The sequence below is a fragment of the Pseudoalteromonas sp. S554 genome, from assembly GCF_005930865.1.
GTDB classification, from domain to species: domain Bacteria; phylum Pseudomonadota; class Gammaproteobacteria; order Enterobacterales; family Alteromonadaceae; genus Pseudoalteromonas; species Pseudoalteromonas marina.
In genome coordinates, this window is sequence record NZ_PNDV01000001.1 from 75204 (window position 1) to 101158 (window position 25955).

The following is a 25955-nucleotide window of genomic DNA, read 5'->3' on the forward strand; positions in this document are numbered from 1 at the left end:
GAATAGAGTTTTGCTTAACAAAAAGCCAAGCTAGTTAGCTTGGCTTTTTTATTAACTGCTGGCACCAATGTCGAGTTCGTAGCTGACTTCTTGTATTTTGTTTTCTTTAGAAATAAATAAGTTTGCAGCAATTACGCCTTTTTCTTCACTGTTTTGATGAATAGTACTTAACCTAGGCACGAACCGTGCTGCTTCATCAATCCCATCAAATCCAACAATACGTAGGTCTTTTCCAATTTTTATACCTTGCTTGATTGCCTCTCGCATTGTGGCGAGTGCAATTAAATCACTCATACAGATAATAACGTTAGGGCGAGGTGAAGCTGATAATACTTCTTTTGCAGCTATATTAGCAAAGCGCTCACTGCTTTCAGGTATGTTCCAAATGCGGTCGTCAGCAACACTGATATTTGCCTCAACTAATGCACGTTGATAGCCACGTAAACGCTGATGAGATATTGACTCTCCGGTTTGAAACTCGTGATGTTCATAAACGCGGCATAATACGTTTTCATCGAGAAGTCTTAGCCCTAGAATGGCGACTTTATCGTTTATATTGTGCAAAACATGCTTGGCAATTTCGTAGCTAGCTTGTTCGTTATTAATATTAACCGACGCATTGCGGTTAATGTCAAAATCGACTGTGACGACGTGTTTTGGCGTAGTTTTAAGTTGTTCTACTAATGCGTGGTTACGAGGGCGACCGTAGCAAATAAAACCATCTACAAAATCAACAACACTATTGAGGTTATTGTTACTACCAGAGAGCAATAAAACGTTAATATTGTTTTTTTCGAGTACAGAAGTCACGCCTCGCATAAAGCTGCTGGCAACTGGGTCTGATACCATGTATTCAACGCTGTCGGGTAGCACCAAAGCGACAATGTTAAATGTACCGCTTCTTAATGATTGCGCTGCTTTATTTGGGCCAAAGTAACCAAGTTCTTTACAGGCTTTGAGTATCGCTTCTCGGCGTTTTTCAGAGAGCTGATCTGGTCGATTAAATGCATTAGATACCGTTGCATTAGACACACCTAACTCTTTAGCAATACTTTTTAGGGTCCATCGAATTTGTTTACTCATTAACTACTCTTTGCCGTAAAACTACACTACACAAATTAACATATTGAGCTGTTTAACATAATAAAAAATTTGGGTTTTATCGTTAATATATGTATTGATTTGGTTAATAAGGAGGTTGCGTTATTATGTTTGGACGTGTTTTACACAAAAATTATTAATTAAAGTTCGTGTTTTTAATTTAGGCTTGATTGAATACTTACTTTTAGAGTATTGAGGAGCTAAGCAAATGATTATAAAAATTGTTATTTTGCTATGGGCATTATTTATGGCTCGCGCAGTAATTGCTGAATATAAATATTATCAAGCAGTTAAAATGTTTGAGCCTGAAATATGGCAAGCGCTTGGGCAGCCAAAATTTTTAATGATTCCCATAATGTTCGTCTCAGGGGATGGTTTAAATCACTTAAAAGGTGCGACCGATAAAAGAGTGTGTAGGCTTGCTATTAAGCATCGCCAAGCTGGTAAGCTGTTTATATTTTATGTTGTGTTTGTTTTGCTTGCTAGTATTGTATTTTTTAAGTTTTCGTAGTCATTTTCAAGGATGTTTATTGTTATGAAAGCTGCCTCAATGCTAATGTTATTTAGCCTCTTTTATGCGAGTGATGCGTCAGCGTGCTCGGCAAGTACCGATCCTGAACAAGTAGTGCAAGCGCAACTAGAGGCTTATAACGCACGAAATATAGCGCTATTTGCAAGCTGTCACTCGGCAGATATAAAAATTAAAAATAGCCAAGAAGGCGCTCCTGACATTATTGGGCAAGAAAGCTTAAGCAAAGCGTATCAGTTTTTAAAAACAGCGCCAAAATCATTTAAAGTGATTCTTGAAAATCGAATTGTGAATGGGCCTGTGGTTGTTGATTATGAGCGGTTAACTGGGCTTGGTGGGGGTCGAGATGATATGTTTACCGTTGCGGTGTATGAAGTGCGTAATGGCAAAATTGTTAGCGTATGGTTCCCACCAACTAAATAACAACAGCTTGCTTAAAACACCTTGAGTAGAGGCCTACAGCAAGGTGTTTTAATGTTACCACTTAAGCATATTTTCAATAACCTTTAGCTTATCGTTATAGCTTCTAATGCCACAAGCATGCAGTAAGGCAACCGCACTAAACGAGGCTAGGTTAACTAACTGCTTATGTTGGCTTGTCATTAACTGAGTGAAAATATGGTACACCTTAGTGGGTTTAAACTGCTTGGGGCGTTTAATTTGCCACTGATCAATACCTTCTTTTGGTAATAAACATGGAACATGGCCAGGGTATGCTTGCCAAGGCGAATCTAGGGCTTCGGGGAATGCATAGCGTAAAAAATCATGATAAAAGCGATGCTTTCTTACTTGTGACGTTGGCTGCGACAAAACATGTCGAAGTACTTTCCAGGAATAAAAGGGCAGGCAAAAATCCATTTGATACTCGTCCACTTTATCGAATGGAATGGCTAAATGGTGATGCTGATCGTTAAGTAATAAAAACAGGTAGTAAGCTTTTTCAAGAGGAATATCCCCAAACTCTTTTAATGACGTTACGATATTAGCTTTTAGTCTGGCTTGCATTTTATCAGCGTTATGGATTATTGATTTGGGGATATAAGCAAATTGTTGCGATAAATAAGCGTCAGCAAGGCGCTCAGGTTCTTGTGTTAATGCCGCTTCGTAAACTTCATCTGAGTAGTAAATAACACCCAGCCCAACACTGCCTCCATTGCCAGACCATGCTAAACGAGGACGTGTTACTTTAGGGTGGTCTGGATGTTTGCCGTTTAACCAATGCTCGCCTAGTCTGTCTTCAATTGTTTTTGCCTGCGTATCGTTAACACGAATAACATCAAGCTCAATTTTTTGGCTTTTTGCGAACGCCGTTGCGCAGTATAAGTCTTGTGTTTGATGCTGTGAAAAATTAAGCGCGGTGATGTTTACATTTTGCCTTTTAAGTAAGCACGCAATCAACCTTGAGTCTAATCCACCCGATAGCGTAGTAAGCACGTGATTATCGTTATCAATATATTTGTTCACATTGTTAGATAGGTCTTGCTTTAAGCTATGCAGTGTTTTTTCGTAATTATCATTATTTTTAGTAAGGCTGCTCCAGTCAAAATACTGTGTTTTAGTAACCCCGTTAGATGATGCTTCTAGGCGAGTTCCTGGGCGAATGCACGAAATTTCGTTGTAATGGGTATGCTCAAATAGGTAATAGCCAAGTGTTGCATATTCCATCATTCCTTCGTGATTACAGGTAAGTGGTAAGCCTAAGTTTTTGAGTAAGCTATATTGGGTACTAAAAATAAAAGCACCTTCATAATACATATAGTAAAAAGGGCGAACCCCAAGGGAATCGGTAACTAAGTTTAATACATTCGTAACCTTGTTATACCGTGCCATACAAAAAACACCTTCACATTCTGTAAGCATTGCATTGGTATAATGTGAGTTTAGGGTGTTTAAATCATTATTTCGGTTCGCGCTTAAAAGTGGGTGACCAACCAGTGTTGCAATATGCGAATCTGTTTGCAAAAAAGTATGTGGGCCAAAGGTTTCATAATCTAAACTAGCCAAGTAAAGAGCCTGTTCATGTACTTCGTTTATTGTGCCACTGTTTACTTTAGCATCTTCAGCTTTAAATTTATTAATAATAAAATCATGATGTTGAGTTAGCCCAGATGCACAATAAATTCCAAAAAATTTCGCCATAACCCGTACCTGTAAGTCGTTTTGTTATTAATTAGGTATCAAGGTTTGTACCAAGATTAATTAATACTTTGCTAGAGATTCGCAGTACTAATTGAATTTTACTTTTTAGGTACAAATTAATTGCCTTAAAACATAAAACTATATAACTTATTAAGGTGCATACATCCTATAAAAGTAAATTTATCAATCAGCAGGAAAGCCGAATGAACAATAAAATACTCAAATCATCTACTGCTACGTACCAAAGCGGTGTGGTAAAAGCCGATGGCAAATTTTATGTAACGCAAGATGAGGTACGTTTTGAGCCATACAATGAACGTGCCGGTTTAGGGCCTTATACTTTAACACGCAGCGCAATCGTAAAAATTGAAAAATCGGTAGGTACAGGAGCTGGCATTTTACCACTAACAAGTGATGCAATAACAATCACATTAGAAAATGAAGATACTTATGATTTTATTATAGCAAACCCTGATGAATGGATTCATTTACTCAAGCATTAATTAATCAGTAAAGCTGGTATTTAGGCATAATTATTTTAAGTGTGTGTTAAGTTAAATAGCATCAATAGTTTCCTGCTTTAATTATTAAAAAACAACAAAAGGATTTGAATGATGGTTAAAATATCTATGCTAAAACTTTCTACTAGCTGCTTAATTATATCCTTTATGGGCTTTGCAAATAGCGCAGTATCACCGAAAACGGATAAGCAATGGCAAACAGTGACAGAAAACGATATTCGCGCTGCTTATAGCATTACCGCAAAAAATCACCCCGGTATGTTTGATGTTAATAACATTTCGTTTCCTGATTTATTAAAACAAGCAAAAGCAGAGGCGCTTGCTCTGTCTAAGCAAATGAGTGGGCCGCAAGCGCATGCAGCGGCAATTGCACGTTTTAGCACGGTGTTACAAGATGGTCATGCTGGTGCGTTTTCAAGCATCGACAGGCCTGCGCGACGCTGGCCCGGTTTTAGTGCTTTATGGCGAGGTGATGCCCTAAAAGTGTATTACAGTGAAATTAGCACTATTAAAAAAGGGGATATTGTAAGCCAATGTGATGGGCAAAGTACTGAAGCTTTGATGCGCAAAAGAGTGTTTAAATTTCATGGGCAAGTTGCTCAACCGGGGCATTGGTGGCAGCAAGGTTGGCGTTTACTAACGGATGTAGGGAATCCATTTTTAGTCCCCCTAAAAGAATGCGAGTTTGTTAAACCCAATGGCAATACCTATAAACAGGTTTTAAATTGGTTTGTAAGGCCTAAATCAGTCAGTAAGCATTTAGAAAATGCCTACAATGGTGATGAACTTCCCATTGATTTAATCTGGCCTGAAAAAAACATTGCGTGGATTGCTATGCCCAGCTTTTCAGTAAATGATAAACAAGCAGCTGACTACAAAAAAGTGTTCGATAAAATACAACAGCAACGGAGCAAGCTACTTGCTGCAAAAGCCGTGGTGTTAGATTTGCGTCATAACCAAGGTGGCTCATCTTATTGGAGCTCACAAATAGCCAAAGAATTATGGGGTAAAAAAGTAGTAGAACAAAAAACAGCTGGTACTACTCAAAACGAGCAAGTGTGGTGGAGAGCTTCAAAGGATAATACTGACTATGTAGAGTCTTTATTAGACGTTGTAAAAGATCAGCCTGAACTGCTAAAAATTGTTAAAACTGTAGCTGCGGGCATGGCTTTATCGCTTAAAAGTGGTGATCCATTTTATGTAGAACGAGAGTCTACTACGCTAAATATCCTACCAGAAGAGCCGTTAGTGAGTGACTTTAAAACCAAGGTGTTTGTTATAGTGCCGCCGCAATGCGCTAGTGCTTGTTTAGATGCGCTTGATAAGTTTAAGCTTTTTGAAAATACCACGTTGTTTGGTGCACCCAGTAGCGCTGACTCGATGTATATGGAGGTACGTTTAGCCGATTTACCTTCAGGCTTAGGTAAAGTTGTAGTGCCAAATAAAGTATATGTAAATAGAGCGCGAGGGGCAGGTGATTTTTACAAGCCAGATATTGCGTATAACGGCGTTGATTGGACAACGAATATACTATTAGAGCAGATTAAGCGCATCCCATAGCTCAAAAATAAAAAGACCCCCAGGCATTGGATTGTCCAACTATTGGGGGTCACTCCACTTTAGAGCGGTTTTTATTTGGTATTTATTTAAGTTTAGTTACCCATTGAGTATCTAAAACCAAATGCATAACGCGGTCCGTATTGTGCAGCGCTTAAGAACTGGCTTTCAAAACGACTGAACGAACGCTCTGTCTCGTTTGTTAAATTAACGCCTTCAAAGAATACGGTAGTGCTTTCATTCACTTCGTAGTTAACGCTAATGTCCCACTGTAAATATTCTTCAGCATATTGTGGAGGAGCCGTAGCACCCGAATCCGGTAGGCCTTGCGCAATTAGGTATTCATCACGCCATGCACCAGTAATTTTAACTGATAAGCCATCTTTTTCGTAAAAACCTTGTAGATTGGCAGAATCACTCAGACCAGCTAATACAGCTTGAGATGCAAGGTAATAGTTGTCGTACTCTACATCACCGTCAACAATAGTGGCATTAAAACCAGCGCCAAAACCTGACTCGCCGAATAAGTGCTGTATCGCAAACTCAACACCATTTACTTTACGAGAACCTACGTTTTCTGGTGAGTTGATTGTCCACTCTATTAATGGATCAGTTGCTGAGTCAGGAAGTACACGGTTGTTTTCGCCAATTCCTACGCCATTTGCCACAATCTCATTATAGATAGCAGAGTCAGTTGCCTGCTCGCCACGTCCTTCAATTGCGGTTACTGCATTGTTCCAGCGTTGACCTAAATAAACATCATGCAGGCCTTCAAACGTGGTCGTTACTTGCGTGTTATCAATCCAATTATCTACATCTTTCCAGAACATACCCACTGCAGCGTAGCTACCTTCACTGTAGTAATATTCAAGGCTAAGATCGAAGTTTGTTGATTTAAACGGTTGTAAATTTGGGTTACCACGGCTACCGCTTCTTGAATTTAACTTAGGTGATGGTGTTAGGCTTAAGTTACCAAGCATATCGCCAAGGGTAGGGCGTGTGATTGTTTGGCCCCAAGATACACGTGACACTAAGTTATCAGAAAGGTCGACTTTTACATCTATCATAGGTAGAAGAAGATCGTAATTACCTTGGTAATCAACCTCAACTAATTCGCCGCCACTGGCAAATTCAGTTAGCCATTCAGAACCACCTGCCCAATATACTTGCTGAGCAACACGGCTTTTAGCTGGGCTTACAATATCAGTTTCTTCGTAGCGAAGACCTAAATTTACAAAAACGTCGTAGTCGCTAACGTTAAATACCCAATTTGTAGACAGGTAAACACTGATTGTTTCTTCTTCTACTTTGTTAGTTGGGAAGCCATCAAAAGTACCTATTTGGTAAACATCACTGCCTATTACGTCTTCAGTTAAAAAAGCGCTTTGGCGAGCAAATGCTTCATCAAGATCATAAGTGTAAGCATAGCCTGGCGCTACACCGTTAGGACCAAATGAAAACTCGTCAAGAAAGCCACTTAAATCAACTCGCTCGAACATACTATCTGGGAATATCTCAGCAAATGTACCGTTATTAAAGCCTGGTGCATTGGCATTATTAGAGCCACCCCAGCCACTAAGTGTTTGCTTAGTGTATGCAGCACCAAATTTTACTGTTTCTAAACCAATGTCAGTGTAAGTAAATAGTTTACCGTCTAGTTGTACTTGAGATACTTCTGATTCACCGGGTGTTCTTGTAAATATACTAAAGTTAGAGCCAATTTGGTTTGGGTCAACTTCTTGCGTGCCGTTATTCCAATTTACATTAAAACCAGGTACGTCACCTTCACGGAAAGAGTACTCTTTAGTTGAAATGTCTGCCGAGCCTAAAATGATTCGTGCGTTAGCGCCTAAGCCAGGATCTTTACCATTATCGGTCGTTGTTTTAGATGTGTGAGCATCAAAGTTAAAGCTCAGGTTTTCGGTTGCTAACCACTCAACGTTAATACCTGTTGCTTTTGAATCTACTTCTGATGTTTCACGAAATGCAGTAAATGATGCATCGTCACCTGCAGAGTTGTAATAAACAGCTGTGCCATTTTCATCAAGTTCATAAGCATTGGCATTACCACCAAACGATCCGTTCCAAATACCCCAAGACAATGAGTTATTACCGGTTGTTGCTTGTGAAATCGTATGATCAAGCGTAAAGGTTAGGTTATCTGTTGGCGCAAACTGAAATGTTGCTTGCGCATTTAAGCGCTCGCGCTGAATGTCATCTTTTGCAAAACTAATTTCTTGCGGAAAGAAAGCGGCTGAAACAAATTCACCATTTTCCCCAGCGTTTGGGTCAAAGAATTGTTTAGCCGGGTTACCTTCAGCATCCATTGGGCGGTTATCAACAATATTAGCTGCATCAACCGAGAGATTTGGATTAACTAACCAAGAGCGAACATTTGCTGCTTGTCGTTGAAAATCACGACGATGATATGAAAAGTTAGCCGACACACCAAAACGCTCGTCATCAAAGGTATTACTGTAGATACCTGCAATTTCAGGTGTTACTTTATCGCCTTCTTCTACAGATGTATCGTGAATACCTTTAGCCATAAAAGAAAAGCGCTCACCAGGCTTTTGTAATGGTTTAGCGGTAACAATATTGACAGTTGCACCCAATCCACCGGTTGGTGAATCAGCGCGTGCAGTTTTCATTACTTCAAGTGAACTTACACCTTCTGATGATAAGTTTTCAAAGTTAAATGAACGTGTAAAACCTGTTCCCGCCATTTGGCGACCATTAAGTGTTACCAAGTTAAACGATGGACCAAAACCACGAACAGTAATTTGGCTACCTTCACCGTTTGATCGGCTGACAGATACGCCAGTAATTCGTTGTAATGATTCTGCTAAGTTTGTATCTGGGAACTTACCCATTTCTTCAGCTGAGATGGCGTCAACTACACCAGAAGCATCTCGTTTTACATCCATTGAACGGATTAATGATCCGCGAATACCTTTTACTTCAATGATTTCTAGTTCAGGTTCAGCAGTATTTTCTTCTGCTGCATAGGCTAAATTAAATGTACTTGCAGCGATGATAAGTGACACAGAAGCTGCTAACTGGCTCTTTTTAAAAGTGAATGTGTTCATAATTGCTCTGCTTTTCTAAATTTATTACAGTTAGTGGGTGCCTATTTAAAGGCACCTACCATTCAATGGTTGTTCTACGGGTTTGCGATAATTACGTTATCGATACGATAAACCGCGCCTTCACCCGTACCCCATGCTGGGAAAACCATTAACACGTTGATATCACTGATGTCTAAACCGGCGTCAAAAAGTGATTGCAATGTAAATGTGTACGTTTGCCATTGACCAATAATCGGTACTTGACCTTCAACACTTTCTGCAAGAGGAAGCTCCACTGCAGACGCAGCGCCAGTTGATTCAATTTTAAATAACCATTGAGCGTCTGTTGCGTTAGGTGGAGTCACCATTTTCATTTCAAATTGTACAACCCCATTTGCAAGGATAGTCGAGGCATCAAAAGAAACACCTTCATCGGCTAAAAAGCCCATAACAGTTGGCGCTGAACCAATTACAAATTCAGCAACGGTACCGTGATCGCTATCGTCTGTTTCCTCAGTAGGTGTTGAACCACCACAACAATCCCATATGCTCCATTGCTCTGCAGCAGTATCTTGGAATATTGTAATTTCACTTCCTGCAGTAGATGCTGCACTTGGGTCATAAATTTTAGCGTTATCTACACGGTAAACTGCGCCTTCACCCGTTCCCCATGCTGGGAAAATCATAACAACATCTATCGCGCTAACATCTAAACCTGCACCTGCTAGGTCGGCTAAGGTGTAAGTGTAAGTTTTCCATTCACCTGCAACTGGCGCGTCACCTGCGTCTGTTAACGGAAGCTCTACCGCTGAGTCACCCTCATTAGATTCAATTTTCATTAACCAAGTTGACTCAGGGTTATTAGGGTTTGACATTACTTTTAGTTCAAACTGCAGAACGCCATTTTCTAAAATACTAGTCGCATCGAATGGTGTGCCGCTTCCGCCTGCAGAAGTGCGTGTGTTAAAGCCCATTACTGTAGGTGCTTCACCAATGCTAAACTCTGCAGTTAAACCGTGTTCTTCGTCGTCTAATGCTTCAACTGGTGTTGAACCACCACAGCAATCCCACATAGGCCAATCTAAACTTTGTCCGTTGTCGAATAAAACAACCTCAGGAGAAGCACCCAAGTCACCTTCAATTGCTACATTAGTAATAAGGTACTCAGCACCTTCACCTGTTTGCCATGCCGGGAATACCATAAGCACATCAATTGCGCTTAAATCTAGGCCTTTTTCTTGAAGTAGTGATAATGGAAAGGTATATGTTTGCCATTGACCAGTTACAGGTGTTACACCTTCATTGCTTTCACTTAATGGTACGTCGCCTGTATTTGGGCCACCGTCACCTGCTTCTGCTTTAAGTATCCATGTAGTATCCGACGTTGGAGGCGTTACCACTTTCATGTCAAACGTTAAACGGCCGTTTACTTCAAGTAATGGAGATGCATCAAATGGAGACGATGTTCCTGTAAAGTCGTCTGGAAAGTGACCGCCGCGAGTAGAGAAGCCAAGCACAGTTCCGTTGTTATCGTTTATATTAAATTTAACTGCGTCACCTTTGTCTGCATCAGTAATAACCTCTGGTACAGTGCCGCCACAACAATCCCATGCAATCCAGTTAGCGTCTAGGCTACCGTTAAATACATCAAGGTTTCGGGCTACGCCGTCGCTAGGTGGGGTAGGTACAGGTGCTGCACCTTCTACAAGTGCGTCGTCTAGGCTGTCGTAACCTGGGCGAACTGTTTCACAGCCTTTGCCTGTGCTTGGGTCTGATGCACATTCGTATACTCGAACGTAATCAATTTCAAAGCTTTGTCCTTGTGCAAATGCGTCTGCATCAATACCTAGGTTGTTAACGTTTTCAGGCCAATCTCCACCCACTGCATGGTTTAATATAAGGTAGAAATCTTTATCGAAAGGGGCGTTATCCCAATGTGTTGTAAGTTCGCCGCTTCCTTGTTCAAAGTATTCCGCAAACCAGCCTTTGTGCTTAAGGCCAACAGCTTCGTCTTTTGAATTGTAACGAACTTCAGAACGACGTTGTGTAGCGTAAAGGTAATCATCTACATACCAGCGGATTTCACCTTCTTGCCACTCAATAGCGTAAGTATGAAAATCATCAGCTGGGTTCATATCTTCAGGTAACAAATAAGCTTTACCTGAGCTAGAGTTATTTGGCCACTCACGACCGTAATGAAGAGTACCGTGCACGTAAGATTCAATAGTGCCATCTTCAGCGGCTACTTTTAGATTTACAGCTTCTAAAATATCAATTTCACCAGAACGTGGCCAAGTGCCATACTCTTCATCAGTTGGCATCATCCAAAATGCAGGCCAGCTACCCTGACCAGACGGTAATTTTGCGCGCATTTCAAAGCGGCCGTATGTAAAGTCTGCGTTGTAACGGGTATTTAAGCGGGCTGATGTGTAAGGTTTAGCTGCGCCTTCTTCTGCAGGGAGTGCGACGATGTTCAGCATGCCGTCTTTGATAAAGGCATTTTCTTCGTTATCGGTATAACATTGCTTTTCGTTGTTACCACCACCAGCACAGTTTAATTCAAAGTTCCATTTGTTTGTATCAATGCTAGTGCCGTCAAATTCGTCATTCCATACCATGCGCCAATCTGAGACTGGCTCTGAAGAATTAACGACTTCTGTATTCGTGTTTGTTGTTGCAGCGTCACCACCACAGCCGGCCAAAGACGCTAATGAAATAGCTGCCAAAAGGCGTGTAATGCGTGTTGTTTCAATGTTCATAACTGAACCCCGTTCAACTGATAATTGTCAGAATATGTGTTTAAGTTTAGTTGATTTTATAGCTTTTATACTTTCTGTAAGCGCTTACATTTGTGTGTGCAATTGTAAGCGCTTACAAATAGTATTGTGCAGTTGTGATTTGGTCAACATATTTGTCTAAATTATTTACAATTAATTTACTGTTTAACGAATAAATAGTAGTTCTAAAATCATTAAACTGCATAATTTTGTTTAATGATTTTATTTTTTAAGAGGATAGTTGTTACTTTTTTGAAATGGCATGGTTAACAAAGCCCAAAGAGAGGCGTTTTGCTTTTCGCTTGGGTATTCTTTTAGGCCTACATCTATGTCGTTATCGGTTTTTTGCGCTTCATTTTTGTAACTACCAAACAGTTTATCCCACCAAATAACGCTAAATCCATAGTTTGAATTGGTTTCGTTCACGCGTTGGCTATGATGAATACGATGTAGTATTTGGGTCATTAATATTAACCGAAGGGGCTTTTCTATTGCATTTGGCAAGCGAATATTCGCATGGTTAAACAGCGCTAATCCATTAAGTGCTATTTCAAATATTAATACTGCAATAGCGGGTACCCCTAAAGCAGTAACGGCAATCAATTTTATAAGTATGCTAAGTACAATTTCGATAGGGTGAAAACGCAAGCCGGTACTGGTATCAATATGTGCATCAGCGTGGTGTACGCGGTGCAAACGCCACAAAATAGGCACCTGATGAAAAAGCCGATGCTGCCAGTAAATAAGTATATCAAGCAGTAGCATGCTTAAAATAATAGCAACACTACTTGGTGTGGCTATTTGATTAAATAAACCGATACCGTGCTCTTGATTATAAAGCGCTACGGCAGTTAAACCTATTGGCACACTTAAGCGCGCAATTAATGATGAAGCAAACACCAGTCCAAAATTGGCCAACCACCGGGTGCTGCTTTTTATCGGCGATTTGCGGGCAGGCATACGCCATTCTAGCAGCATCATAATAATCAAAATGCTAAAAAAGAACCCTAATCGCCACCAAATTTCATTACTCATTGGCTTGTGTAACCTCATCAGCTTCTTGGCGTTTAAGCGTGTTATAACCACCATGTATACGTGTAAAAATAGTAATAGCGCACGCAGTGGCAAAAATACTCGCCATTAGGGCAAAGTGCTGCGGCCAAATACAAAAGGCAATAAACAGCGCGATGGTTTCTGTGCCTTCGGTTAAACCATTTAAATAGTAAAAGCTTTTGTATTTAAACTGGGGTTTTTCGAGCTTAAATTTTTCGGCGGCTATGGCAAAGGCTAAAAAGCTTGAGCCTGTGCCTATAAAAGTGGCGAGTAATATGCTACCAGCAATGGCGTTTTGCTCGGGGTTTGCCAAAATAAAACCTAGCGGAATTGCCGCATAAAATAAAAAATCGAGGGTAATATCTAAAAAACCGCCAGCGCTTGAACTTAAATTTGCATGGCGTGCCAACGCGCCATCTAGCCCATCTAAAATACGATTTAAAGCAATAGCTGTTAACGCTGCGTACCACATTTCAAACGTAATTAATGGCACAGCTAATAGGCCTATTAAAAAGCCTGCCACAGTAAGTTGGTCGGGCGTTATACCACGCTTGTGCATTAACGCCACAACAGGGGTTAACAGTGGCTTTATTACTGGGGTGATGTATTTGTCTAACATGCTGGGTGCCTTGTGCTTTTTGTACGTTTACTTGGCTAAATTTAAGGTGATCAGTTTGCCGTTTGCGGCCTCTGCATCGCTATGATCGTGGGTGACCATAATAGCGGGCAATTTATGCTCGCGTATTTGGCTAAAAACCAGCTGGCGCGTATCTACTCTTAATTGGGTATCGAGCTTGCTAAAGGGTTCATCAAGCAAAATCGCTTTTGGCTCGCTTAATAGCATACGTAATAAAGCAACACGGGCTTGTTGCCCACCAGAGAGGTTGTCGGGGTGGCGATTAGCCATACCTTTTAATCCAACTTGTTCAAGGGCGTGCTCTATTTTTTCAAGGCGCTGTTTTTTATTGCCTTTAGGCATAGCAAAGGCAATGTTACCGCTTACCGACAAATGCGAAAATAATAACGCATCTTGATAAAGCACGCCTATGTGGCGTAAATGTGCGGGTAAGTTATTAATATTTTCGCCGTTAAGCCACACTTCGCCATTTGCGCTAAAGCCGTTGGGTAATGTGCCGGTAAGCCAGTTTAATAAACTTGATTTACCACTGCCTGATGGCCCCATAATAGTAAGTATTTCGCCGCCTTTTACTTGCTCGTTTAAGCTCAGTAATTGCTCGTGTTGACGATAAAGCTCACAATTTTTAATCTCTAAAGATGACTGCATTAAAAACCTTTTAATTTATGGGTTAGCGATGTGCGCTTTTAAAAAAGTACTTAGGTAACACCCACGCCAGTATAAAGCCAATGAGTGGCAATGCCATTTGCATAATGGCATACACCGCACTGGTGCGCCTACTTGCGCCATTAGCAAGGGTAACCGCTTCGGTTGTTATGGTTGCTATGCGCCCGCCACCGGCTAAAAGCGTGGGGAGGTATTGGCCAAAGCTAATGGCTAAACCAAGTGCCGCCGCAATTAAAATAGGAGCAAATAACTGGGGTAATTTTACTTGTAAAAACACTTTGCAGGGCGTTGCGCCAAGGCTTGCTGCTACATGAGCAAAGCGAGGGTCTAATCGCCTATAACTGCTCGCAAGCGATAAAAACACATACGGCAGTACAAACAATAAATGGGTAAATACCACATTAAAAAACGCGGCCTGGTTATTTACTAGTTGTTGCAGCCACACTAGGCCAAATAAAAACGCAATACTTGGTACAAGCAACGGTAAATAAATAATTAAGCTGGTAAAGCGCGACATGGGTTTTGCACTTAACTGCTCTGACTCTAAGCACAAAAGAGTAATAATAATGGCAAATAACGTAGTAACTAGCCCTATAGCAAGGGTATTATAAAGCGGGCTTTGCATTTGCATTAGCGCACTTTTAAAGTGAAGTAGCGTGAGCTGATCGGGCAGTGCCGCCGGAAAACGCCAAAATCCGGCAACCGACCACATAATTAAGCCAATTAACGAGAGCAAAATAAAGCCAATTACAAATACTGTTAATACGGTTGTTATTTTTTGCCAATATACGCCGCCATATTCTCGCTCGCCATTGGTGAGTAAATCACTAAATAATGCTTTTATCGCTTTTTCGCCGCCAAGCCAAAGTGCTAGCAAACCGCCAGTAAGTACAAGCTGCAATAACGCCCCCGCAGAGGCTTTAATACGCAGGTTTAAATCTACATCGTTAAACCAGTGCATAATAGCTACAGCCAATGTGGGTGGTGTATTTGGACCCAAAATAAGTGGCATTTCTACACTTGCACTGGCATAAGCCAATACGGCTAAAATGGGGAGGCGCAATAATGGGTAAAGGCTTGGTAGTACCACTTTAAAAAAAGCAGTCATAGGGCAGTAGCCTAAATTAAGCGCTACTTTATGTTGTTGGCGCAGTTTTTTGCCAAGCTCAGGTTGGGCAAGCACACCTAGCGCCATTAACAGTAAAAAAGGCAGCTCTTTAAGGGTTAAACCTAAAATTATACTAATACCAAACGCGTCATGCGGAAACATGCCGTTAGGCGCAAGTTCCCACCCACTAAACCAAGGCGATACTAAACGCGAGATCATGCCCGAAGGAGCAATTAAAAAACCAACCGCAATAGCAGCTGCTGCGTGGGGTATTACGAGTATTGGGCTCAGTAAACGCTGAATACGGTTAAGCCACGGGCTATTAAAAAATGCCGCTAAAATCATTAACGTAATGATAAAGGCAAGTAAGGTACTTATTAATCCGCTGCCAACACTTAGCATAACCATGTGTGTTAGGCCGGGTGTTTGCATAAGCATAGTAAAGCCATGTAGGCCAAGTGTTGTTTGCTCAAGTACTGGCGCATAGCCAAAAGCGGGCAGTAGCACGCTAATTAGGCCGCCTATTACCGGCAAAATTAGTAATGCCAGTAAAAAGCGTGGGCTTAATGTAACTAATTTACTAAACATATCGGCGCTTTTATGTGGTTTATGCGTTGGGCTTGCTGCTAACTTATTTGAAACAACACTCATTGGCTTACTCCAAAACGTGTTTGCCAACCTTCCATAATAGCGTTTACCCAGCTTGGGTGAGGCTCACTTAGCGTGCGTTTAATACTATTCAAAGGCAGCGCGCTTGGATGTGGTTGCGTTGTGTTAAATAAGGCTTGCTGCTGTGGTGTTAGCGTTGACTGAATAAGTACACTTTTATCGCCCCATATAGGCGCTTTTTGTTTTTGAGCTTGCGCCTCTGGACTTAATAAAAAATTAGCCACTAACTGCGCACTTTGCTGGTGGCTTGCATTATAAGGTATGGCTACAAAGTGGGTGTTACTTAAACTGCCATCTTGCATTGCATAACTGCGAATACTTTTAGGTAAATCATAACGTTTAACAGCGGCGGGGACTTCGGGCGCTGAAAACGTAAACGCTATGCTTAGCTCTGTGTCGCTTACTAAGCGGCGCATTTGTGCACCACTTTGCATAAAATGGCTGCCATCGCGCCAAAGTGTTGGGTGCAGTTTATTTAAAAAGTCCCATAATGGGTTTAATACTTGGGCTGTATTTTGTGCAGTAGCAGGCTGATTTAACTGTGCTTTAAGTGTGTCATCACTTTGTTGATGTAGCATAACAAGCGCGTATTTTAAAAAGCTCATGCCTAAAAAGTCAGGCGGCTTTGGGTAGCTAAAGCGCCCTGGATTTTGTGCGCTCCAGTTAAGTAATTGGTTTAGGGTTGTTGGTAGTGTGTTATTTGCAGTGCCGTCAATTACTAAACTGTCGTAGTAAAAGGTGAGTGAAGCTTGGCCCCAAGGAGCTTCCATCCCGTTGGTGGGTATTCCAAAATCAAAATTAACAGCGGGGTTATTGCTAGGGTCGGTGTAGCTAAAATTAGGCAGCTTATTAGCCCATTGTTTAAGTAATAATGAGTGCTCGCTCATGGTGGCAAAGTTAGCACCGTTTATCCAAATTAAATCTACGCTGCCTTTATCGTTATTGTTTGCTGCTTTTTCGGCAAGTACGCGGCTTACTGCTTCACTGGTATCGCTTAGCTTTACATGTACTAAGTTTATGTTGTATTTGGCTTTTACTTGCTGCGCAGCCCATTGAATATACGCATTTATTTGCGCATCGCCGCCCCACGCATAAAAATATACGCTTTGGCCTTTGCCTAAGCTTTCAACTTGCTGCCAACGGCTTTGTAATTGTGTACTTGCTAGGCTTTTAAAGCTAATAACAAGGCAAATGCAAAACGCGACACAGCAAAAGCTGTATCGCGATAATGTTTGCCAAAATTTATTGGCGAGCATTTAAATCCCAGTTGTAGTCTAAGAATTTAACTTTCATGTCGTTATTTTTAAGCCCTTTTTGCTGATCGGGTATCAGTTTTAGTGCTTTAGGGTATTGCATAAAAAACTGTTGCAGCGTATACGCACCTTTAAAGCCTTGTTCAAAATCATCGCCGTACCACTTAAATATTGAAGACACACTTAGCGTGTTATCTTGCGCTATATTGCGGGTCATGTCTGATAAAAAACGTACCGTTTGCGCTTGCAATTGTCTTTCTAAATCAGTGGCTGTGTAGGCTTCTTCACGTAGTGCTGGGCAGCCAATACTTGCGCAATTTACAGCAAAGTGAATACGTGGGTCGTTGTATTTACCACTGCCACGTATTAAACCATGTTCTATATCATCAAGGCTGCGAGTTTTACCAAGTAATGGCACAAACTCTTTGCTCCATGGTGAGCTAAAAAAGCTGCCTAAATCTTTAATTGACTTAAGATCTGGGTATTTTGTTAATATAAGCTCAACAGTAAAGGCGTTATATGCGTTAATTAAAAACGCCAGCTGCTTAGGTTTTTCCCATGTATCAAACTCATTTTGCGTAACAGCCGATAGCGAATCTAAATAGGTTTTAAGCTCGCTGTGCTTAGCTTTTATTGCTGAATAATCAACCTCTGTGCTGTGGCCATGATTAATAGCTACAACATGGTTGTTTAATAATGTATTCCAGCTGTCGTGCATATTTTGAGCTTGGGCCGAAAATGACGTTGCAAACGATGTTGCAAGCAAAGCAGACCCTAACAATAGCGCTTTTAAAGGTGTTTTAAACATATTAGCCTCTGCGCCATGTGTGGTATTTTTCAAGCATGTTAAGTACTTTTTCAGGTGCGTGAGCGCGTTTCCACTCGCCTGCTGCGTACTTGTTACCTTCAGCCCAAGTAGGGTAGCTGTGAATAGTGCCTAGTATTTTGTTAAGGCCTAAACCGTGTTTCATTGCTAGTACAAACTCAGCAATTAAATCGCCAGCGTGCTCAGATACCACTGTAACACCGAGTATTTTGTCTTTGCCTTTTGGTGTAATTACTTTAATGAAGCCTTTGGTGGCGCTGTCGGTAATGGCGCGGTCTAGCTCTTCAAATTCAAAGCGAGTGATTTCATAGTCAATGCCTTTATCAATAGCGTCTTGCTCGTTTAAGCCAACACGTGCTACTTCTGGGTCAATAAACGTAGTCCACGGAATAACACGGTAATCGACTTTAAACTTTTTAAGATTACCAAATAAGCCATTTACAGCTGCGTACCAACCCTGATGAGCGGCTACGTGCGTAAACTGATACGGACCTACAATATCGCCAGCGGCAAAAATGTTAGGGTAAAGCGTTTCAAGGTATTCGTTAGTGACTACAGTACGGTTGGTTTCTATGCCAAGTTCTTCAAGGCCGTAACCTTTAAGACGAGCGCTTCGGCCCACAGCACATAGTAGCTCATCGTATTCAATATCGATTTCGGTATCGTTATGTTTTACCATAATGAACTTTTTGCCATCGCGCTCTTCACAGCGTAGTGCTTGATGCGAGGTTAAAATGTTTACGCCGCTTTCTGTTAGCGCTTCGTGAGCAAAGGTAGACACTTCTAGGTCTTCTTTGATCATGATGCGTTCGCTCATCTCAATTTGCGTAACGCTTGATCCTAAGCGTGCAAAACTTTGTGCAAGTTCGCACCCAATTGGGCCGCCGCCAAGTACAACAAGCTTTTTAGGGGCTTCTTCAAGCTCTGCAAATTTAGTCCATAACGTATCGCTTGTTACATAGCCAGTTTCTTCAATACCAGGTAATGGCGGTACAAATGGGCGTGCGCCAGTGGCAATAACAATAGTACGGGCGGTTAATGTTTGTGTGCCGCCATCGTTAAGTTTAATTTCTACAGTCCACGGGTCTAATAATTTACCGTAGCCTTTTACAACATCTACGCCTAGGTTTGTGTAGCGCTCAACGCTGTCGTGTGGTGCTACGTCGGCAATTACTTTATGTACACGTGCCATTACTTTTTTAAACGAAAACTGCGGTGTGGCGTTTTCTAAGCCGTAGTGTTCACCGTGGCGAATTTGCTCAGCAATTTTAGCGCTTTTAATAACGGCTTTACTTGGCACACACCCGTAGTTTAAACAGTCGCCGCCCATTTCGCCGGCTTCAATTAGGGTTACTTTGGCTTTAACCGCTGCTGCAATATAGCTTGTCACTAAGCCGCCAGCACCTGCGCCAATAACAATCATGTTACGGTCGAACTTTTTAGGCTTGGTGTAATTTTTGTATACGCGACGTTTTTTAAACACGTTTAGGATTCCTTTAGCAATGAATGGGAACACACCCAATAAAGCGAACGATAAAATAAGATCGAGCGATAAAATGCCTGATAAGCTTTCAATTTGCGCAAGTTGCGTACCCGCGTTTACAAATACAAAAGTACCTGCGAGCATACCTACCTGACTTACCCAGTAGAAGGTCCACGATTTAATTGCAGTAACACCCATTAGTAAGTTAATTAAAAAGAACGGGAATACGGGTACTAAACGAAGGGTAAATAAGTAAAACCCACCTTCTTTTTCAACGCCTGCGTCAATAGCGTCTAAGCGCTCAGGAAAACGTTGTTTAATTGTATCGCGCAGTAAATAACGCGATACTAAAAAGGCAAGCGTAGCACCTACCGTAGAGGCAAACGAGGCAACCAATAAGCCTTCAACTAAGCCAAATAATGCACCTGCGGCCAGTGTTAATATAGCCGCACCCGGTAAAGAGAGAGCCGTTACTACCACATAAAGCAAAAAGAAGCCGCCAATAACAAGCAACGGCGACTGTGCTTTGTACTGATCAAATTGATCCATTGACCCTTTTAAGCCATCAAGTGTTAGTAACTGGTGTAAATTAAAATGAAAGAACGCGCCAATAGCAGCGGCGGCAATCACTATTAATAATAATTTTTTTATCATGTTCTCTCTCTTAATTAGGGCCTATTAACCTTTTTGGATTGCACTAGGTAAATCCTTTGGGCTGCGCCTGCTTAGCAGTAATTTTACTTTAAAACGCCTATGAGGGATGACCACACCACATAGGCTTTACCTCGTTTTATAAGAAGCAAATTTATGTACATTTAACCTTTAAAGCTAAATATTCATAAATTTTAAAACTTATGGGTCAGAGTCAGCTTGGCATTTATTGGCAATTCAGGGAATGCTAAGGTTGCGCCAAAGTAGCCGCCTTCAAAAACAGGACGCCAATTTTTTTGGTTTGTGATGTTATTTACATCTAAACGTAACTTAGTACTAGGCGTAAATGCATAGCTAGTATTTACGTTTAGCGTGTACTGATCACGAATTTTAACTGTTTGTAAAAAGTCTAATGGGTAACTCTTTGTATATAGACCTGAAAAACCAGTTTGCCATTTCGAGGTAATTGAATAATTACCATTAAAACTAAACGATTGCTCTGGAATACCTTGTACTTGACTGTTTGACGGTGCAAATGGTGTAAAGCTTGGCGCGCCAACGCCCGTACCAGCAATAATGTCTGGGCGTGAGTTATCAAACGCATCAGCGACTTGAGCGGAATCTTGGCTGCTTGCAGAGTTATCGTAGCGGGCATCTATGTAGCTGTAGCCCGCACTTAGCCAATAAGGGTAAGCATCGTAAAATACTTGGCTTTCAAAGCCCGTGGTACGAATACCCGTATTGCTGCCATCGCGATTACGTAAACTACGGCGCTGGCTAAATACCGCGCCATCAGCGTACCAGTCGCTGTTGGTTGGGGCGTATTTTAAACCAAATTCTACGAGTGTGTTTTCTGTTGCAAAGTTTTGTGCACTAATCACGTTGCCGCCACCCAGCACATTACCGCCAGCCATACTGTTTGATGTGGCCTCGTTATAACTTGCAGCACCGTAGCCTGTGAAATCAGCGTTTAGTTTGTAATTAAAGCTTACCTGACCTGACTGAAGTGTGTCGTTAATGCTATCACTTGCTGCAGTTTGGCCTTGTGGTGCAATAGGATCACGTGCTTCTACATCATAATAATCTACCCGGTAACCTACGCTTGTATGAAGTTTATCTGTCCAATCCGAGTCTTGCTGAATAGCAAAACCTGTTTGCCATGAACGAGAGTCAGTGGTGTCTGATAGGTTAAAGTCGCCGCTACCGTCGTTATCTATATCGTACTGTGCACCAGGTGATACGAACACACCCGGGCGAAGCTCAACCAAACGTGCCTTTTGTGCGTCTGTTAAAGGAATGCGGCGATTTGATAATGGGCCAGTTAAATCAATAGGTAAGTCGGCCTCTGTGGTGAACTGGCTGTAGCCAAGCACTTTGTTATATCGTACGTCAAAAGCAAAAATAGTTTGTTGTTCGTCGTTCCAACTATACGTTAGTTCTGTTCGATTTTGCGCCGTGTCGGCGCCGTCAATAATTTCAACAAAGCTATTTTGGGCAATCTCTTCACGCTGTAAATGTTGAAAGTAGGTGATGTTTTTAAGTGAGGCATTTGCACTTAGCTCACGTTTATAAATACTGTGAATTAAATAGGTTGTAGCTTCGTTTTGGTTATCAGGGTCAGTAAGTACAGTGCTGCGATCAATGTTTACTTGCCCAGTAGGCGACACAATCGAACCCGCCGCCGGTACTGTACTGCCATTTGCTTGCACGCCTTGGCCAGTAATATAAAGGCCATCATCAATTAAAGCTTGGGTAGGGCGGTTAATACCGGCGTTGTCGGTAAATTCGACTTGGTATAGCTCAAAGTTAATATCCCAAGTGCTTTTATCGTCTGGCAAAATGCGTAGTGCTGCAAATAAACTGTCGCTTTTAGTACCTGAATAATCGTAGTAGCTGCCATGGTCAAGATGTTCATAGCTTACTCTAAACCCAACTTTGTCTTTAATAATTGGCGCAGTGTAATCTATTTGCGCACTGTATTGGTCCCAACGACCGGCCGATAAACTCGCTTTGCCTTTACTTTCGTCCGTTGATGCTACTTTTGACTGTAAGTTAACAAATCCACCGTTGCGTTGGCTTGAACCAAACAAAACCGGCGGTGCGCCTTTTACTACATCTATTTGTTCGACAGAATTGAACGATAACGGCACGCCAAACCCATTGTTACCTGCTTGACGACGTGTACCATCTTGAAAAAGTTCACCCAATTGACCGCGAATAGTAGGTAAACTTGGCGCGCCAAAGCCACTTGCAGAGTATGTGTTTGGGCTTAGTGCTAATACATCTTGTAAAGTAGTAATGTTAAGCTGTTCTATAAGTTCGCTTGAAATAGGCGTAACTGAGCGTGCTATGTCTTGAAGTGCTAAGTTATCACCAAAAGGACCGTCAATTGTTTCATTTTTAACAGAAAGTCCTTGAGACTTTATAACTTGACCAGCCACTTCTATGTGTTCAATCGAATCTTTTGCTTGCGTTTTTTCAGCTGCAAAAGCAACAAGGGGAGTGTTTAATATGGTGGCTAACGATAGTGCTAAGTATGCGTGTTTCAAGTGGTGTCTCTCTAGTGTAATTAGTTATTGGCGATAAAGACCGAAAGGAATAAAAATATCTTTCAATTAAAGTATAACTTTTTAATTTTTAGAATGGATGCATGCAAATTATTCTTATTTTAGTCTTAAGTTTTAAGTGTTGTTGAATACCTACTTGGATTAAATCTAAATAGTTTGAAATTAATCATACCTTATACGGTCTTGTTCAGTTCTTGGTTTATTTATATATTTTTAAAGGAAATGTTATGACGGGTTCTTTAAGTAGTGATGTTCAAAATCGTTTGCAGTGGTCACTTTTATCTTTGCGTGTAGGTGTGTTTATTGTAATGGTTATGTGGACGTTCGATAAGTTTGTTAACCCTGCACATAGCGCACGTATTTTTGAGCATTTTTATGGGATTAGTGGCTCTACAGATATGGTGGCTTACATTATTGGTGCGGTGCAGCTAGTTCTTGTTTTAGCGTTTTTAGCAGGTATTAAAAAACGTATTACTTACGGTATTATTTTCATAATGCACGGACTATCAACGCTGTCATCTTACAATCAGTACATTGATGGCTTTAATAACTTATTATTTTTTACTGCGTGGCCAATGTGGGCAGCGTGTTTTGCGCTTTATTTATTACGGGATCAAGACGTAAAATATACTATTAAATAAAACAGCCAAACAAAAAAATGGTTATAAGCCAATTAGCTTATAACCAAAAGTACACAGGGAGGTGTATGAATTCTCACTTTTACGATTAATGCATTGCGTCGTTGTATTTGTCGCCTAAGCGCTCTTTTTGCCCTTCAGACAGCGCTTTACCTGCTAGTTGAAATACTTCATGTTCTTCTTCATCTAAGTGATGATGCACTAAATGGTGTAGTTTTTTAGCTTCTACTAACCATGCTGATGAGCTCATTTCGGTGTCTTCAAGTTGTTCAATTAGTTCATCAATTTCATGATGCTCTGCAACACTGTGGCGTGCTTTTTCTTGCGTTAGATCTTCACAAATTAATGGATTATAAAAGTAGCGCTCTTCAAATTTTGCATGTTCTTCTAGCTCTGTTTTTAGCTCATCCATTAAGCTATGACGTTTTTTTGTGTCGCCCTTGGTTTGAATAAGCGCGTCAACTAGTTTGCGTTGTTTGTCATGGTCATTACGTAGTGCTTCAAAAATATTCATAAATCATCCTAATCAATTACGTTGCTTAATAACTAATAAGCAAACGCAGTGCCAGATTTTAAGTTGTTGAAATTAATGATTTTATAGGTTTTAGGCTATATTTTTGGATTGTTTGTGTATTTTTTACAGACGAGAGGGTGAAATAATTTCTTACTTTTAATACGAGCTAATACTTCACGTGCAGCTATTTACAATTAGCTTGTTAAAAACATATTTGGGGGTATGTGTTTGTTAAGCTTTAATACGCCTAGGGCTGCTCAACATTAACCTGATTGCGGCCACTTTGTTTGGCTTTATAAAGAAGCTCATCAGCATGTATGATCAGTTTTTCAAGTGAGCGGTTAGAGGAGGAGCTAATTGCTGCACCTGCGCTAAACGTAATCGTTTCTACGTTTTTTAAGCCTTGTATTTCACTACAATAATTAATTAGCGCATTAGCAATAGAATCGAATGTTGCTTCAACACTTTTTTTATCTACTGTGTTTAAAACAAATAACCATTCCTCACCACCATAGCGACCAAATTGGTCGTCATCAGCAAGTGTATTTTGTGCTGCACGGGCAAAAGCTTTAAGAACGGAGTCACCCACATCGTGGCCGTAAGTGTCGTTAATGTGCTTAAACAAATCTAGATCGACAATGGCAATTGTAGCATTGCTTTGCTTAAGTTTTTGAGCCGCTTTTTGCATAATACCGCGTCGATTTAAACTGCTAGTTAAGTAGTCAGTCAGCGCAATGTTATAATATTTTTTACGTTGTAGTACTTGTTTATAAATAAGTAATAACGACATAATAACTAAAATAAACGCAATTGTTGCGCTTAACCGCCAAATTATTTTTTGTTGATACTCTTCTTTGGCGAGTAATTCGTTAATGTTTTTGTCGTATTCTAGTTGGAGTATTTTTTCTTCTTTTTCTTTTACTTCAAATTTTATTTGCAGTGTTTTAATGTTTGTTTCGCTGGTGGCTTCGTAATGCTTTTTCATAAATGTAAGCATTTGCTCCATTGCGTCAAATGCATCGTCTGTTTTGTTGAGGCTTCGTTTTAACTGGTATCGCTTTTGAAGGTAATCGGCTTTATAAATGCTGCGGCTAAAATCATCGATCATCGAAAATACTTCATCGTTCATTTTATCGGCTTTTTCAAGTAAACCTTGTTTTTTATAAATATCTAGCATCAATATCATCGATGCGAGTTTCATATCACCTATTCCGGCTAGGTGGGCAACCTCAATATTTTTTGTGGCTAAGGCTAGCGCATCTTCGTAGTTTTCTTGTTTGTATAAAATATTAGCAATTGAATACTGAGCAAAAGACAGTCCTTTTTGCATGTTAACAGATTCAAAGTAAGAGAGTGCTTTGTCTAGATAAATGAGGGATTCGTTTGGTTTATTTATTTCAAGTAATACATTGCCCAAGCTCCAGTAAGCTTTAGCTGTATATAAGCCATCTTGAGTTTGCTGATATGCGATCAGCGCTTTTTTAGCGTATGTTATTGCTTTTTCTTTGTTTTCTAAATAATTATACGCATCGGCTATCTTCCTGTAAAAATAGCCTTGCGATGCAATATCGTTGTTTTGCATCGCCAGTTCTAATCCGTCGAGTGCCACGCTCAAGGTTTTTTTCAGTTCATCTGTTTCGGTATAAAAGTATGCAAAGGCTCTTAAAATAATGATTTTTTCAGCCGGTGTAGATTGAGAAAATCGCGTTTTTAGTTGATTAACAACATCGTTTGCCTTTTGGAGTTCTTTTTGTAGGCTAAGCAGTTTTAATTGTGACTCCAAAAATAGCAGTAATACGTCAGGTTGTTTAGATAATTGCTGATTTGATAAGTAAACAGTGAGGTGTTTATCTAATTTTTCGTACTTTTCTTCCCTAAAAAGCAGTTCGGCATAAATGGCTGCAGCTTCTAAATGCAAAGCGTCATTCTGTTTTAATTTACTTTGCTCGTAAGCTTGAGTGATTTGTTTTTTGTTTTGCAGGTAATCAAGTTTATCTGTTCTTACACTTTTAATTAGCGCCCGAACGTCTTGCTGACTGAGCTCAGGGGTAGTGGAATTGTTTGAATAAGCAATACTTTGAAAGGCGGCGAGTAAAAAAAACACAACAACAAGCTGTTTAACCAACACCGATAGGTAACTTGCTTTAAATTGCATGTTATTAGTCATATTAAGCCCTTACTAACTTGATACGTGTAGC

The 25955-nt window shown here is 40.6% G+C and carries 19 protein-coding genes; 5 read left to right on the forward strand and 14 right to left on the reverse strand.

Annotated features, from left to right (window positions below):
* Positions 1-51: 51 nt before the first annotated feature.
* Positions 52-1083, reverse strand: coding sequence for a LacI family DNA-binding transcriptional regulator (locus tag CWB65_RS00365; RefSeq protein ID WP_138739554.1), 1032 nt, complete (start codon positions 1081-1083; stop codon positions 52-54).
* A 226-nt stretch (positions 1084-1309) separates the two neighbouring features.
* On the opposite strand from CWB65_RS00365, the gene CWB65_RS00370 reads away from it, so the two are divergent.
* Together CWB65_RS00370 and CWB65_RS00375 are read left to right on the forward strand one after the other, a co-directional pair.
* Positions 1310-1612, forward strand: a complete 303-nt coding sequence (locus CWB65_RS00370) for a hypothetical protein (protein WP_138739555.1) — start codon at positions 1310-1312, stop codon at positions 1610-1612.
* 24 nt (positions 1613-1636) lie between these two features.
* Entirely contained in the window at positions 1637-2053 is a 417-nt protein-coding gene (locus tag CWB65_RS00375; protein WP_249365002.1) for a nuclear transport factor 2 family protein, read from the forward strand.
* Positions 2054-2107: 54 nt separating this feature from the next.
* Here CWB65_RS00375 and CWB65_RS00380 read toward each other — a convergent pair whose 3' ends face one another.
* Positions 2108-3769 carry an asparagine synthase-related protein gene (locus CWB65_RS00380; RefSeq protein ID WP_138739556.1) on the reverse strand — a complete coding sequence of 554 codons (1662 nt, stop codon included), beginning with the start codon at positions 3767-3769 and terminating at the stop codon, positions 2108-2110.
* Between the two features lie 203 nt (positions 3770-3972).
* Between CWB65_RS00380 and CWB65_RS00385 the strand changes: the two genes are divergently transcribed.
* Together CWB65_RS00385 and CWB65_RS00390 are read left to right on the forward strand one after the other, a co-directional pair.
* Positions 3973-4272 carry a hypothetical protein gene (locus CWB65_RS00385; protein WP_138739557.1) on the forward strand — a complete coding sequence of 100 codons (300 nt, stop codon included), beginning with the start codon at positions 3973-3975 and terminating at the stop codon, positions 4270-4272.
* 111 nt (positions 4273-4383) lie between these two features.
* Complete coding sequence (locus CWB65_RS00390; RefSeq protein WP_138739732.1) at positions 4384-5850, forward strand: S41 family peptidase; 1467 nt, start codon at positions 4384-4386, stop codon at positions 5848-5850.
* Between the two features lie 92 nt (positions 5851-5942).
* Here CWB65_RS00390 and CWB65_RS00395 read toward each other — a convergent pair whose 3' ends face one another.
* The 10 genes from CWB65_RS00395 to CWB65_RS00440 form a co-directional block, all read right to left on the reverse strand.
* On the reverse strand, positions 5943-8936 hold the full coding sequence (locus tag CWB65_RS00395) for a TonB-dependent receptor (RefSeq protein ID WP_138739558.1): 2994 nt from the start codon (positions 8934-8936) through the stop codon (positions 5943-5945).
* Between the two features lie 74 nt (positions 8937-9010).
* The gene (locus CWB65_RS00400; protein ID WP_138739559.1) at positions 9011-11674 is read right to left on the reverse strand and encodes a glycoside hydrolase family 16 protein; all 2664 of its coding nucleotides are present in this window, start codon (positions 11672-11674) and stop codon (positions 9011-9013) included.
* Between the two features lie 240 nt (positions 11675-11914).
* The gene (locus tag CWB65_RS00405; protein WP_138739560.1) at positions 11915-12727 is read right to left on the reverse strand and encodes a sterol desaturase family protein; all 813 of its coding nucleotides are present in this window, start codon (positions 12725-12727) and stop codon (positions 11915-11917) included.
* Positions 12720-13364 (reverse strand): CDP-alcohol phosphatidyltransferase family protein, encoded by a 645-nt coding sequence (locus CWB65_RS00410; protein ID WP_138739561.1) that lies wholly within the window; start codon positions 13362-13364, stop codon positions 12720-12722. Before CWB65_RS00410 ends, CWB65_RS00405 begins: the two co-directional genes overlap by 8 nt.
* 27 nt (positions 13365-13391) lie before the next feature.
* The gene (locus CWB65_RS00415; protein WP_138739562.1) at positions 13392-14030 is read right to left on the reverse strand and encodes an ATP-binding cassette domain-containing protein; all 639 of its coding nucleotides are present in this window, start codon (positions 14028-14030) and stop codon (positions 13392-13394) included.
* 22 nt (positions 14031-14052) lie between these two features.
* Positions 14053-15807, reverse strand: coding sequence for an ABC transporter permease (locus CWB65_RS00420; RefSeq protein WP_138739563.1), 1755 nt, complete (start codon positions 15805-15807; stop codon positions 14053-14055).
* On the reverse strand, positions 15804-17081 hold the full coding sequence (locus tag CWB65_RS00425) for an ABC transporter substrate-binding protein (RefSeq protein WP_138739564.1): 1278 nt from the start codon (positions 17079-17081) through the stop codon (positions 15804-15806). Before CWB65_RS00425 ends, CWB65_RS00420 begins: the two co-directional genes overlap by 4 nt.
* Complete coding sequence (locus tag CWB65_RS00430) at positions 17068-17886, reverse strand: DUF547 domain-containing protein (RefSeq protein WP_138739565.1); 819 nt, start codon at positions 17884-17886, stop codon at positions 17068-17070. Before CWB65_RS00430 ends, CWB65_RS00425 begins: the two co-directional genes overlap by 14 nt.
* A 1-nt stretch (position 17887) precedes the next feature.
* A complete protein-coding gene (locus CWB65_RS00435; protein ID WP_138739566.1) occupies positions 17888-20041 on the reverse strand; it encodes a dihydrolipoyl dehydrogenase family protein in 2154 nt (717 codons plus the stop codon).
* 191 nt (positions 20042-20232) lie between these two features.
* Complete coding sequence (locus CWB65_RS00440; RefSeq protein ID WP_138739567.1) at positions 20233-22587, reverse strand: TonB-dependent receptor; 2355 nt, start codon at positions 22585-22587, stop codon at positions 20233-20235.
* A gap of 245 nt (positions 22588-22832) precedes the next feature.
* Between CWB65_RS00440 and CWB65_RS00445 the strand changes: the two genes are divergently transcribed.
* Positions 22833-23246, forward strand: a complete 414-nt coding sequence (locus tag CWB65_RS00445) for a hypothetical protein (protein WP_138739568.1) — start codon at positions 22833-22835, stop codon at positions 23244-23246.
* Between the two features lie 85 nt (positions 23247-23331).
* Here the strand turns inward: CWB65_RS00445 and CWB65_RS00450 are convergent, their stop codons facing one another.
* Together CWB65_RS00450 and CWB65_RS00455 are read right to left on the reverse strand one after the other, a co-directional pair.
* Positions 23332-23757: a hemerythrin domain-containing protein gene (locus CWB65_RS00450; protein ID WP_006792655.1), complete on the reverse strand. Its 426-nt coding sequence runs from the start codon at positions 23755-23757 to the stop codon at positions 23332-23334.
* Between the two features lie 247 nt (positions 23758-24004).
* On the reverse strand, positions 24005-25924 hold the full coding sequence (locus CWB65_RS00455; RefSeq protein ID WP_138739569.1) for a tetratricopeptide repeat-containing diguanylate cyclase: 1920 nt from the start codon (positions 25922-25924) through the stop codon (positions 24005-24007).
* Positions 25925-25955: the final 31 nt, after the last annotated feature.

Bases quoted from the DNA above. Each gene is read 5' to 3' on its own strand.
- CWB65_RS00365 (WP_138739554.1), bottom strand. From the start codon at position 1,083: ATGAGTAAACAAATTCGATGGACCCTAAAAAGTATTGCTAAAGAGTTA.
- CWB65_RS00370 (WP_138739555.1), top strand. From the start codon at position 1,310: ATGATTATAAAAATTGTTATTTTGCTATGGGCATTATTTATGGCTCGC.
- CWB65_RS00375 (WP_249365002.1), top strand. From the start codon at position 1,637: ATGAAAGCTGCCTCAATGCTAATGTTATTTAGCCTCTTTTATGCGAGT.
- CWB65_RS00380 (WP_138739556.1), bottom strand. From the start codon at position 3,769: ATGGCGAAATTTTTTGGAATTTATTGTGCATCTGGGCTAACTCAACAT.
- CWB65_RS00385 (WP_138739557.1), top strand. From the start codon at position 3,973: ATGAACAATAAAATACTCAAATCATCTACTGCTACGTACCAAAGCGGT.
- CWB65_RS00390 (WP_138739732.1), top strand. From the start codon at position 4,384: ATGGTTAAAATATCTATGCTAAAACTTTCTACTAGCTGCTTAATTATA.
- CWB65_RS00395 (WP_138739558.1), bottom strand. From the start codon at position 8,936: ATGAACACATTCACTTTTAAAAAGAGCCAGTTAGCAGCTTCTGTGTCA.
- CWB65_RS00400 (WP_138739559.1), bottom strand. From the start codon at position 11,674: ATGAACATTGAAACAACACGCATTACACGCCTTTTGGCAGCTATTTCA.
- CWB65_RS00405 (WP_138739560.1), bottom strand. From the start codon at position 12,727: ATGAGTAATGAAATTTGGTGGCGATTAGGGTTCTTTTTTAGCATTTTG.
- CWB65_RS00410 (WP_138739561.1), bottom strand. From the start codon at position 13,364: ATGTTAGACAAATACATCACCCCAGTAATAAAGCCACTGTTAACCCCT.
- CWB65_RS00415 (WP_138739562.1), bottom strand. From the start codon at position 14,030: ATGCAGTCATCTTTAGAGATTAAAAATTGTGAGCTTTATCGTCAACAC.
- CWB65_RS00420 (WP_138739563.1), bottom strand. From the start codon at position 15,807: ATGAGTGTTGTTTCAAATAAGTTAGCAGCAAGCCCAACGCATAAACCA.
- CWB65_RS00425 (WP_138739564.1), bottom strand. From the start codon at position 17,081: ATGCTCGCCAATAAATTTTGGCAAACATTATCGCGATACAGCTTTTGC.
- CWB65_RS00430 (WP_138739565.1), bottom strand. From the start codon at position 17,886: ATGTTTAAAACACCTTTAAAAGCGCTATTGTTAGGGTCTGCTTTGCTT.
- CWB65_RS00435 (WP_138739566.1), bottom strand. From the start codon at position 20,041: ATGATAAAAAAATTATTATTAATAGTGATTGCCGCCGCTGCTATTGGC.
- CWB65_RS00445 (WP_138739568.1), top strand. From the start codon at position 22,833: ATGACGGGTTCTTTAAGTAGTGATGTTCAAAATCGTTTGCAGTGGTCA.
- CWB65_RS00450 (WP_006792655.1), bottom strand. From the start codon at position 23,757: ATGAATATTTTTGAAGCACTACGTAATGACCATGACAAACAACGCAAA.
- CWB65_RS00455 (WP_138739569.1), bottom strand. From the start codon at position 25,924: ATGACTAATAACATGCAATTTAAAGCAAGTTACCTATCGGTGTTGGTT.